This is a genomic window from Flavobacterium algicola (genome assembly GCF_022399565.1).
Taxonomy (GTDB): Bacteria; Bacteroidota; Bacteroidia; order Flavobacteriales; family Flavobacteriaceae; genus Flavobacterium; species Flavobacterium algicola.
In genome coordinates this window covers 105,773-118,195 of sequence record NZ_JAJTUT010000002.1, presented here as the reverse complement: position 1 = coordinate 118,195, position 12,423 = coordinate 105,773, and the positions used below count along the sequence as shown (strand labels likewise).

Here is a 12,423-nt window from a genome sequence, read left to right as displayed (position 1 = left end):
ATTTATTCTGGTTTAATCCACATACAATGTCCACCGCTAGGCGCCATTATGGCTTTTATAATCGTTCCTTTATTCACTTTCCCTTTTCTTATTTGATAAGTTTCAGGATTTTTAAGTCCGTGTGTGTCTTTTGCATCTTCATAGTAGGTTACATCATAGGTTTTTCCTTCTTCTAGAAAATCCAATTTGATATCTAATGTCTTTCCTTCTTGATTAGCTACTGAACCTACGAACCATTCTTTTCCATGTCTACGGGCAGTAGAAATGTATTGATCCATTTCCGCATGCAGAACCTTGCTTTCATCCCATTTTCCAACTGGTAGTTTTTCAATAAATTCAAAAAGATCTGCTTTTTTCTCATAAGCTTCAGGAGCATCTGGAATACAAACTAATCCACTGTAAATTATCAAAGTACGAGCCGACTCTGAAACTACTGTTGAGAAATACGAATTCAGTTGTTTAGGACCTCTTTGTCTCTCCCCTTTGTTGATTCCTACAATGTCAAAATTCCCATTGTTCATGTCCAAAGGTCCTTGAATCGCATTTATCAGTGCCATTCTAATGAAAGATTCTGGCGTAAAAGCTTTTCTAGAGTCTTGTTGCGCGTGACAATATTCTTTCGTAATCGCATTTGGCAAAGTGCGCTCTATACCTGTAAAAGGAACTGGGCTATCATGAAAATCGACTACCAAATGATTGTTGGCACTTTGAGAAATAGCATCCAATGTAAAGGAGACATTACTCCCCATGAAGCCATATTTTATACCACTCATTCCTAGTGATTCAAAGTAAGAGAATAATGTTTCATCTCCATAATCTCCTTTATGTCGGTCATAATATAGAATTAATTTCACTCCTTTGTCACTGGCGTATTTTGAAACTTTTTCAAGATCAAGACCTGATGTTACTTCAAAATGACCTTTGCTCACTTTATCATACCAATTGGCATCAATTAAAAAATATTCGATTCCTTTTTTAGCAGCGAAGTCAATAAAACGCTCGTAACTTTCGGTATTGTTTCCATACGTAAAACCATCAACCGTTTTGTAATCATGTACTCTCCAATCCCACAATGTTTTTCCTGGTTTGATCCACGAAGTATCTTTTATTTGGTTCTCTGTCGCTAAATTTAGCGGAACGGTATTGGTTACCAAATCTCCAACATTGTCATTGACTAAAATAACACGCCATGGAGTTGTTAATTTTTTATCGGTAAGCTTGATCGTAGTAATGGCAACGATTCGTTTTTTATCTTTATCGTAACTAAATTTAATCACACCAAAATCTGGAGCCACAAACAAATCCGACTCTAATAAGGATAAAAAGGATTTTTCAGAATGTTCTACCACCAACGGCATCATTAATTTAGGAAGTACTTTCTTTGTCTCAAAATCAGGGAAAGACAATGGTCCCAAAGGAACATTTTCTCCCGCCGGACAATACAAAACATCGTTAGTATTCAAATTGTATTCACAATAAAAACGAGCTTCGGTACCTTTTTGAATTCCTTCTAATTCATATCGAAAGCCAAATCCGTTATTATAAGCACGAACATATAATTTAGCTTTCCCTTCAGATAGTTTTATCGAAAGAACCAATTCGTTGTACTTGTTTTTTATCTCACTAAATTGTCCCCAAACCGGTTTCCAATCTTTGTTTTCTGAATTATTTTTACAGCCTGTTATTTTTGCCGTGACACCATTAGCCAAAATAGAAATCTCAGACGAACCTATTAATTCTTGTCCGTTTTTCAACAGCTTATAGCTTACAACATCATTCTCATTATTGATTACGACCGTTAGTTCCCCTTCTGGAGATTTTACGGTATAATTTTTCTTTTTAGTAGCAAAAGCAGTCGCCGCAACTAATAGCATCAGTAGCAAGAGAGTGAATTTTGAACTTAATAATTGGGTCTTTTTTTGGTTTGTCATCATTTTGGTTATAGGTAAAAAAGATTTGTAGTATGTTTTAATAGTAATTTTTAAAACTAAACCATTTAAATAAAAAACAATTACTCAAATCAATCATGGTCTTGCTGATTTTGATACAATTTATAAATGCAATAATATAAACTACTTGAGTATAATTATTAAAAAGGGCTTCGACAAGCTCAGCCTGACAAAGAAATCGTCATTATATATTTCTTTTTTTAAGCATAAAAATTAACCTTCGAACTGACGAAAATTATCATCAAAAACTAATTGCAGCCAACGGGTTACTATAAATTACATTCTACTCTGTCCTTGCGCTTTATATTTTTCTAAAAGTTGCGTCAATTCTTTCACTACTTCTGGATGTTGTTTATACAAATTATTTTCTTCTTGTGGATCCTTAGCCATATCATATAAAGTTCCAGGAGCTTCACCGTTTTTTGCTTCTAATGTTTTAGGTTTCGTAAAACCTCCAGAACCTAATTGAGGTGTGAATTTCCAGTTTCCTTTTCGAATTGAAAACATTCCATCATAAGAGTGATGAACAATCGCTTCTCTTATAGGTGTTTTAACGTTTGAAGTATAAGCCGACCAAAGGTTGTAACTATCCGGTCCTTCATTCTTTGTGATAGGTTTGTGCAATACTCCTGCTACGGTAGCATATAAATCTGTAGTACACATGATTTCATTAGATTGCGTTCCCGCTGGAATTACCCCTTTCCATTGTGCAATGTAAGGAACTCGGTGTCCTCCTTCATAGATATCTGCTTTTTGACCTTTGAAGATATAATTGGCACGATGTGCATAGGCTTTTTTATCTTCTGGTTTCCAGTTTGATCCGTTATCAGATGTAACAATAATTAAAGTATTCTCTAACTTTCCTGCTTTTTCTAAGGCTTCGACAACTGCACCTACTGCATCATCAACCATCGTTACAAAATCACCGTAGCGACCTGCTTTCGATTTACCATTGGCATTTCCTGTTGGCAACCAAGGTGTGTGAGGAGCTGTTAATGGGAAATAGATAAAGAAAGGCGTATCGTCTTTCTTTTGATCACCAATATAAGAAACTGTTTTCTGAGTAAAATTGTCTAATACTTTTTCGAAAACAAAACTCGGAGCTGCTTCTCCTGGTCTCCAAAAAACACCGCGACCATCTACATTTTCTTTTTTTCCATTTGTATAAGTCGAAGGAATTTCAACTGCCTTACCGTTTTCAATATACACATAAGGAGGCATATCTAATGATGCTGGAATGATATACGAATAATCAAATCCTAGTAAATTAGGAGATCCTATTGTTTTAGTAAAATCAACATTACTTAGTCCGTTCTCATCTTTTACAGGCGAATTGTCTTTCGATTGAAAACCTAATCCCATGTGCCATTTTCCAATACAAGCCGTTTTATATCCATTGACTTTTAGAAATGATGCAACTGTAGGTCTATCCTCTTCAATTAAAGCTTCGTCATATCCATGAAGTACGCCACTTTTCAAACGACTTCTCCAAGCATAACGTCCGGTAAGTATCCCATATCGTGTAGGTGTACAAACAGATGAATTGGTATGCGTATCTGAAAAATGTACTCCATTTTGAAGCATCTTATCCATGTTAGGCGTTTGAATTCCCGAAGCAGCATTCAAAGCAGAAACATCACCATATCCCATATCATCGGCTAGAATATAGACAATATTTGGCTTTTGAACTTTATCCCTTGCATTCTCTTGATTGACTATTTTTTTAGTCTGGCAAGAAGATACAACAATCAATGCTAGAAAAATTTTGAATGCATTCATGGTTATGCTATTTATTTTATTTTAATCTGTTTGGATACTTTTATTGGGCAACTTACTAAAAAGACTTTTCCCATTGGTATTAATAAAGGCTTTTATTGCATATTTAGACTTTTTGGCTAATTCGTCATTGGATACAAAAACCTCAAATGTTTTAGAATTTTGAGACAAGTTCGTTCCTTTTATCAATTGTTCTTCAACGGTTAAATAGGATATATTTTCTACTTTCAAGCCATAAGTAAATTCGCCATCTAACAAAATATTTTTAAAGGCAACTTTAAATAAAAATCCGTCTTCTTGCTTTTCAACGTTTTGTATTTCTATCGAATACTCTTGATCAGTACTTAATAAAGAGGCTGTGTTAGGATAAAAATTACTTTCTCCTGCAGACGTTTCCGCTTTTACTGTATAAAAATACATTTTATCTTTTTCAACCGAAGCATCTGTATAGGATACCGTTTTGACACCAGTCGCTATTTTTTGATACTGATGTAATTCTTCTCCTCTATATACATTATAAGTAGTTTCTGGAAGAATCGAATCTTGTGCAATCCATTTTACAGCTACGTTTCCATTCGCTTCTTTTATGGCAGAAACATTCAGCGGACTTAAAGGCACTTTTTTAGATAAAACAATTGTGGTAGGTTTGGAGAATGAACTTAAACCTACTCCATTATATGCCGCCACTGAAATTTGGTACGGTAGATCGTATTCTAAATCTTCTAATCTAAAACCAAAAACATTATTGGTTTCAACCAAAGTTTCTTTGCCCGTTTTACTGTTTGTATATTTTAATTTATATCCAGCGGCATTGGTTACACTTTTCCAAAAAATAGTGGCCGTGTTATCTCGTCTGGCTGTTTTAAAAATTTCAGGGGTATCAGGAACAGCATTTTTCAAACTGATTTGGTTCGAAAAATCACTTACACCTGAATTGTTTTCAGTATTGATTTTAAAATAATAAGTAGCCTTATTATCTAAATTCTTAACTTCTATAGAATGTACTGAATTTCCTTTAACCGTAATTTTTTCGTTTAAATTGTTTTCCTCTTTTCCGTAAAGAATCGTATAATTGGATACGTTTTCAATAGCACCCCAAGTTAACTTCATACTTTCAGCCAATACTTCTCCTTTATAAATCGTAGGAACAGCAGGTTTGGTTACTAATTTGGAAGGCCATTTAGCCACCGACACACTGAAAGGCGGAATGTTTATTTTTCCTGAATTGAAAGTCGTTTTCTGAATATCTGTGTTTTCAACCGTTAATGCATTGGCAGAAATAAAATTCACTTCTATTTTTTTATCCAAAGGAACGCCATCAATCACGATATCAAAATCTTTGGACTCCGCTGATCTATTGGTAAAAACCAAATAATCATAGCCATTAATTCCGCGATACGCTTGTGTATAAAAGGCCGTTTCAATTGCTTTCTTCAATCCCGGAGCTTTAAATCCTGAACTCACATTAGAATCAAAAATAAAATCACCATGATTGGTAACTTCATGATAAATTTCAAAAGCTTTTCCTTCCAAGGTTTTATCGATTCCTGTTAAGATGGCATCTGTGTCTAGTTTTGTTCCGTTTTTATACGCTTCTTCAATTTGTTTGTTGATGTTCTTCTTAGGACCGTATTTACTACTAACTTCATGAGCACCTACGTACCAAGTGTTTGTATGTTGCAACTGACGCATCACGTATTCAATATTATAAATACTCGAATAGATTCCGTTTAAAGGTGCATTCCAAACTCCAAATTCGGTTATTACCATCGGTACATCTTTCCAAGAATAGTCTTCGATTTCCTTCATGGCCGCTGGCGAAGTCGCTTCCAATAGTTTTGTATTGGCTCTTTTATAAGCGTCTTCAACAGATTCCTTTTTACCCGTATGTGGTGCGTAAGAGTGTTTTGAAAACACATTCCAATAAGCACCTTTCTCCTTTTGGTAACTATTGATTTCTTTCATGAATCCCCAAATTCCATCCCAAGTATTATTCAGCGCTAAGAATGCATCAGGAAAAACGGTTTTAATAGCATCCGCATGAGGCTTCATTTTTGCAGCATAATCATATCCGCTGTTCCACCAGTAGCGCTCTCTGTGAGGCACATAAAAGTACGGCTCATTACAAAATTGCCAAGTGGCTACTTGAATATTATTGTTTTTACAAAAGCGTGCTAGCTCAAGTGTCATTTCGGGTGTTTCAGTAAACCCATTGATTGTGATTACTAATTTTCCGTTTATTTCACTCAACAAATCATATAAGTCAATTACACGGTGTGGTCCTTTTACTTTTGTAAATCGGTATCCTTTTAGATATTGCTCAGGATGATCAAACATCATCGCATAATCAATATCATACTGACCTGTTGCGCTGTTAAAGGCATCTCCCATTGTTCCTGAGAAATAACGAAGCCAACCTGGTTTTAACTCATGTACAGCCTGTCTAAAATCGGGATGTAAATAACTCCAGCTTTTATCGGCTATACGAACGTTAAATCCGCTAGAACCTATTTTTATGGCATGCCCGTTTTGTGTATCAATATTGATGATTGCTTTTTCTTGGGAAAAAGAAAAATTACAAAAAGCATTTATAAAAGCTACTAAAACTAGTTTTTTTAAATTCATTATATTTCTATTAGTCTTCCGCTAAAAATGTTTTTTGACTAAAAGTAAATACTGAAGATTGTGTTCTTGCACTCTTCAAAAGACCTTCCATTTTCTTTACAATCTGAGGGTTTTGGGCAGCTACATTCTTTTTCTCACCAATATCATTTGATAGATTGTACAATTCAATTGGAGCATTTGGTTTTTTAAACACATTGTATTTAACCGCTTTCCAATCTCCCATTCTTACTGCTTGACGTCCTCCTTTTTCGTGGAATTCCCAGTATAGGTATTCGTGTTGTTTTTGGTTCTCCTTATTTCCTAATAATTCAGGTAAAATAGAAATACCATCCAATCCTTTAGGTGTTTTTAATCCTAACATTTCAGAAACAGTTGGAAATACATCCCATGCCGCACTTATCAATTCTGATTTACTACCTTCTTTAATTTTTCCAGGCCACTTTACTATCATTGGAACTCTGATTCCACCTTCGTATAAGTCACGTTTAAATCCTTTTAATGGACCGTTACTATTAAAATAATCAGGATCTGCACCACCTTCTGTATGAGGTCCATTATCTGATGTAAATACAATAATAGTATTATCAGCAATACCCAACTCATTTACTTTATTCATGATCTCCCCTACTTGCTTATCTAATAAGTCGACCATGGCAGCAAAAGCAGCATGTGATTCTTTTTGAGGCTCATACCCACCGTTTCTATATTCGTCATTGGTAAAGTTACCATCATATGCTTTTTCAGGTAAAAATTTATTTCTGTATTTTTCCATTTGCTCTTCTGGAGCAGCTAGTTCCGCATGAGGAATGATAGACGCAACATAAGCGAAGAAAGGTTTGTCTTTATTCTGCTCGATAAATTGCAATGTTTTCTCATGAATTAGAGTTGGCGCATATACTTTATTAGCAAAATTTCTATTTTCCGGTATTACAATAGAGTCCCTGTTCGACCACAAATGATCTGGATAATATTTATGACCTAAACGTTGGCAATTGTATCCATAAAAAACATCAAAACCTTGATTTACTGGATCACCTTCAGAACCTGGAAAACCTAGTCCCCATTTTCCAAAAGCGCCCGTCACATATCCAGCTTCCTTCAATAGTTCAGCTAAAGTATTTGTGTTATCTGGAATTGGAAACTGACCCTCTGGCTGAATTTCTTTATTTCCTCTAATAAAAGTATGACCTGTGTGCATTCCCGTTAAAAAAGCAGATCTCGATGGCGCACATACTGTACTACCTGAATAATATTGCGTAAATAACATTCCTTGAGAAGCTAGCTTATCAATATTAGGTGTACTAAATTTTTCTTGACCGTACGAACTTAAATCTCCATAACCTAAATCATCAGCAAGAATGTAAATAATGTTGGGTTTGTTCATATTCTCGGCATTACGGCCTGATGCTGTGACTTGATCCTGTTCATTCTTCATAAAAAAATTACAAGATGAAATGAATAGTGCAAAAAATAAAATCGAAAAATGCATTGAAATTTTGATCATGCTTATTTATATTAAATTATGGGGCGTTCCCTCAAAATGAGTTCTGCTCTACTGAATACATACAGCAGTTATTTATAAATTCAAATGTAGCATCAATGATAGTATTATAATTCTCAGATTTAGCCCGCAAATGTTGCAGGAACTCAAAGTTGTAGGTATTTTATATATTGCAACATTTTTACACCTACTTATTGACATATTTACCCCTTACTCTTTGTCTATAACAAAAAAAAAGTGGGAACTTGCTATAAGTTTCTTTACCAGTAAGATTAGATATGTCTATTGACTTTAAGTAAGTACACAGTAATTAAACAACTTTTCAAAACAAAATAAAAAAATAATGTCAGTATCAAAATCCAGTATTTTACTTCTATTTTTTCTAAATTTCTGTCTGTGTTTCTCACAATCAAATGAGGTGTTTTTCTACGAACTTAATGTTCAAGGGGCACCATTTAATAAGAAAGTAAATACCTTGTTCGAAGATAGTATAGGTTATTTGTGGATAGGAACTGATACTGGATTATATCGTTATGATGGAAATAATATTTTAGAATATCGAAATAATGTGTTCGATTCTAATTCTCTTCCTAATAATAGCATTAATTCAATTGTCGAAGACAATAATCAAAACTTATGGATTGGAAGCGAAAGTTTCCTTATATTCTTCGACCGAAAATTAAATAAATTTAAGGGGTATTATAAGAATGTGACCACGGTAGTATTAGAAAAAACGTCCAAAGGGGATATCTGGGCAAATCCGAGAAATACTGGATTGGTACTTATTAAACCTAATCAACAATCTGATAAGATAAATTTAGAATCCTACTTCAATTATAACAGTAAACAGAATTTAATTAAATTTGATAAAGTAATTGATGCCTTTATTGAAGATGATTTTAATCGTTACTGGGTCGGAACCAACAAGGGAATTTTTATTTTAAACAAGAAACACGAATATATTAGTACCAGCTTTACAAAGGAAATTATTGCACTAAAAAAAGTTGAAAATAACAAAATACTAGCGCTAACTAAACAAGGTTTATACCTTCTTGAATATAATAAATCAGACTATAACCTAGAAGCATTGGAATCTTACCCCAATATCGTCAAATCACAGGGAACCGGAGACCAACTCAGCTCTATAGCAATTAACCCAAGTAGTAATAGCGTATGGATAGGAACGACAAATGGACTAATTAAAGCTGTTAGAGGAAATAACAGTTATGAATTTATTTATGACTCGAATAACAGTTTAGCAAATACGCAAATTAATTCCTTGATATTTGATTCCTACAGTAACTTATGGGTAGGTTCTCATAATGGTATTGACAAACATATTAGTAGAACTTCTCTTTTTGATTTTCACAATATGAGTACATCTGCTAAACTAAAACATTCTAAGACGTTAAGTCTTCATTTTAGCTCAGAAAACAACTTACTTATAGGTACAAATAAAGGTTTATATAATTACAACGCAAAGAGTAAAGAATATTGGGAAATAGATATTGCTAATGTTGACAATGTCAATAGTATATCTAAAATAGTAGATGATTATGATAAAAATGAAATATTAATTAGTAGTGAAAATATTCTCTACAAATCAGTAAAATTCAGTAACAGTTCAAATACTCTTTCGCTTGAAAAAATTAAAACATTTAATAAACGAATAACAGATATCATTCCTATTAACAAAAATGAAATCTGGACAGGCTTATGGGATGGAGGGATTGACATTATCAATACTGCGATGCCGATCTCAAAGTTTAAAAGTCGGATAATTAGAAAAATGTCTAATACTCACACTTCCGTTTTTCTACTCACAAGCGATAATCAGTTATGGATTGGAACACGCGGTGAAGGACTTTTTAAAATAGATTTTAACAACGAAACTTTCAGTGAGTACTTACCTACTAAAGACGGTTTGTCATCTAATGCAATTTTAAGTTTAAAAGAGGATAGTAAAAAAAATATTTGGGTAGGAACTCGTGGAGGAGGTTTAAACTTATATTTAAAGAAAAAAAACAGCTTTAAAAATTTTAATAACTCCAAAGGTCTCACTCCTAATACAATAGTAGCTATTGAAGAGGATAATAACGGATACATCTGGATGAGTACGCAAGATGGTATTACGCGCTTTGATGTTAGCACCCAAAAATTCATTCCGTTTGGTATCGAAGATGGTATTAAAGAAAATCATTTTGTCTTCAATTGTGGAGCTACTAATAAAGCAAAAAACCACTTGTTTTTTGGTAATAGCGGCGGGTTCTACTCTGTTTATCCTAATAAATTTCTAAAAAAGGATAAAATTCCGTCGACTGTAATAACAAATTTTACCATTCTTGAAGAATCTAAAAACAGTAGTGCAATTTCAAATTTAAAAAATGTAAGTACAATAAATGTCAATTTAGCCACACCAATATCTTTAACGTATAATCAAAATAACATTGTGGTGAATTTTTCATCATTGGACTTAACCACGCCTCATAAAAACGAATATGCATATAAGCTTGAGGGATTAAGTGAATACTGGGTATTTACAACAGCATCAAATAGAAATGCAAATTACAATAACTTACCTCCTGGATCCTACACTTTTAAGGTAAAGAGTTCTAATAGCGACGGCGTGTGGAATGAGGAACCTACAGTATTAAAATTTACTATTTCGCCCCCGTTCTGGAAAAGTAATTTGGCATATCTGATTTACTGGATTTTTGCTGCAATTTTGATTTTCATTGGTTATCAACTTATAAAAAGATGGTATAAATTAAAAAAGACTTTAGTTACCGAAAGTATAAGTCGAGAAAAGGACAATGAGCATAACAGAATGAAAATGGTTTTCTTTACTGATATTTCCCACGAACTACGAACGCCCCTTTCTTTAATTCTTGGTACAATAGAAAAAGTGGTAAAAGAGAAAAATCTCCATCTGAGTCCAAATACAGCACAACGTATTTACAATAATACTTTGCGAATGCACCGACTCATTGACCAAATTATGGATATACGCAAACATGACGTAGGGAAATATAATTTAAGTATCTCCAAAAATAACATTGTCAACGATGTAAGTATCATAAAAGATAGCTTTAATGACTTTGCCCGAATTTACGAAATAAAGTATGAATTGTTTTGCGATGACGACAAGATAAAAGGTTGGTATGACGTCGATATTTTGGAAAAGACGTTATTCAATCTACTTTCAAATGCATTCAAATATACCAAGGAAAAAGGTACAATTAGTGTCTTTTTAGAAGTCGCCACTATTGATGATCCAAGAATAGATGCATTAGATTTAGATAAAAATACTTATATTAAATGTGTTGTCAGAGACAACGGAATGGGAATACCAAAGACCGATTTGGAATTTATTTTTGACCGCTATTATCAAGCAACAAAGTCGTATAGCAATCAGATTCCTGGTACAGGTATAGGGATGGAATTGGTGCACAAACTAATTGAGAGACATCATGGCTTTATTTTGGTCGAAAGTGAAGAAAATGTATTTACCGAATTTACATTTTATCTACCTATAAATAAAAATAGATATCACAAAAAAGAACGTATCAAAACAGGAATGCCTTTAAAAAAGAACTTTATACAAAACTCTGAATTTCAAATTATTGAAGAAGTTTCTTCTGAATTTGATGAAAAAAATAAATCTAATAACGGTACAAAACCTAAAATTTTACTTGTCGAAGATAATGATGATCTAAGGAGCATGGTACGTGATGAGTTGAAAAAGGATTTCTGTGTAGTAGAAGCCTCCAATGGTCAAATGGGATATGATATGGTTATAAAAGAAAATCCAAAATTAATTATAAGCGACATTCTTATGCCTATTGAAGATGGAATTTCAATGTTAGAACGTTTGAAGTCGAATAAGGAAACTAACAATATTCCAATATTTATGTTAACTGCTAAGAATTCTGAAGAAACTAAGATTCAGTGTCTAAGTCTTGGTGCGGATGATTACATTGAAAAGCCATTTAGTTTGGAATTTGTAAAGTGGAAAGTGAAAAATGCACTTGAATCTAGAAAAGAGTTAAAAGATCGCTATAGTAAAGTAATTACATCAGAGCCGTCAGAAATTGTAACAGATTCTAATGATGAAAAGTTTATAAAAAAATTAATTAAGATTATCGAAGATTCCATGAACGATAATTTGCTTAGCGTAGAATATTTAGCTTCAGAAGTAGGTATGAGTAGAGCTAATCTATATCGAAAATTACAAGCCATTGTTGATGATACACCTGTAAACTTTATTAAAACAATACGTCTAAAGCGGGCTGCACAACTGCTAAAGAAGAACGATTTATATATTTCTGAAATAGCTTATATGACAGGTTTTAGCAATCAAAAATACTTTGGGAAATGTTTTCAAAAAGAGTATAAAATGAGTCCAACAGAGTTCATTAAAACTTATGCTGAAAATTCAGCACCTCTAGATCTAGATAATTTATAGTAATTGTTAGGATGAGAAATTAAAATTGACCAGCAAAATTATTAAGTAGTTTAATTGTAAATAATACTCAAAGCACGCAACTCTGTCCCATCATACAGTTGTAATCG

Annotated in this window: 5 protein-coding genes; 1 reads left to right on the top strand and 4 read right to left on the bottom strand. The window is 33.3% G+C overall.

The features are described from left to right. Positions 1-2: 2 nt before the first annotated feature. The 4 genes from LXH21_RS07455 to LXH21_RS07440 form a co-directional block, all read right to left on the bottom strand. Complete coding sequence (locus LXH21_RS07455) at positions 3-1,934, bottom strand: glycoside hydrolase family 97 protein (RefSeq protein ID WP_239864103.1); 1,932 nt, start codon at positions 1,932-1,934, stop codon at positions 3-5. Between the two features lie 291 nt (positions 1,935-2,225). Next, entirely contained in the window at positions 2,226-3,728 is a 1,503-nt protein-coding gene (locus LXH21_RS07450) for a sulfatase-like hydrolase/transferase (protein ID WP_239864101.1), read from the bottom strand. A gap of 21 nt (positions 3,729-3,749) precedes the next feature. Then, positions 3,750-6,350 (bottom strand): fibronectin type III domain-containing protein, encoded by a 2,601-nt coding sequence (locus LXH21_RS07445; protein WP_239864099.1) that lies wholly within the window; start codon positions 6,348-6,350, stop codon positions 3,750-3,752. A 10-nt stretch (positions 6,351-6,360) separates the two neighbouring features. Further along, positions 6,361-7,785: an arylsulfatase gene (locus LXH21_RS07440; protein ID WP_239864084.1), complete on the bottom strand. Its 1,425-nt coding sequence runs from the start codon at positions 7,783-7,785 to the stop codon at positions 6,361-6,363. 409 nt (positions 7,786-8,194) lie between these two features. Here LXH21_RS07440 and LXH21_RS07435 point away from each other — a divergent pair, with 409 nt between their 5' ends. After that, a complete protein-coding gene (locus tag LXH21_RS07435; RefSeq protein ID WP_239864082.1) occupies positions 8,195-12,316 on the top strand; it encodes a hybrid sensor histidine kinase/response regulator transcription factor in 4,122 nt (1,373 codons plus the stop codon). Positions 12,317-12,423: the final 107 nt, after the last annotated feature.

Excerpts from the sequence above, each read along its gene's own strand:
- LXH21_RS07455 (WP_239864103.1), bottom strand. The coding sequence starts at position 1,934 with ATGATGACAAACCAAAAAAAGACCCAATTATTAAGTTCAAAATTCACT.
- LXH21_RS07445 (WP_239864099.1), bottom strand. The coding sequence starts at position 6,350 with ATGAATTTAAAAAAACTAGTTTTAGTAGCTTTTATAAATGCTTTTTGT.
- LXH21_RS07440 (WP_239864084.1), bottom strand. The coding sequence starts at position 7,785 with ATGAAGAATGAACAGGATCAAGTCACAGCATCAGGCCGTAATGCCGAG.
- LXH21_RS07450 (WP_239864101.1), bottom strand. The coding sequence starts at position 3,728 with ATGAATGCATTCAAAATTTTTCTAGCATTGATTGTTGTATCTTCTTGC.
- LXH21_RS07435 (WP_239864082.1), top strand. The coding sequence starts at position 8,195 with ATGTCAGTATCAAAATCCAGTATTTTACTTCTATTTTTTCTAAATTTC.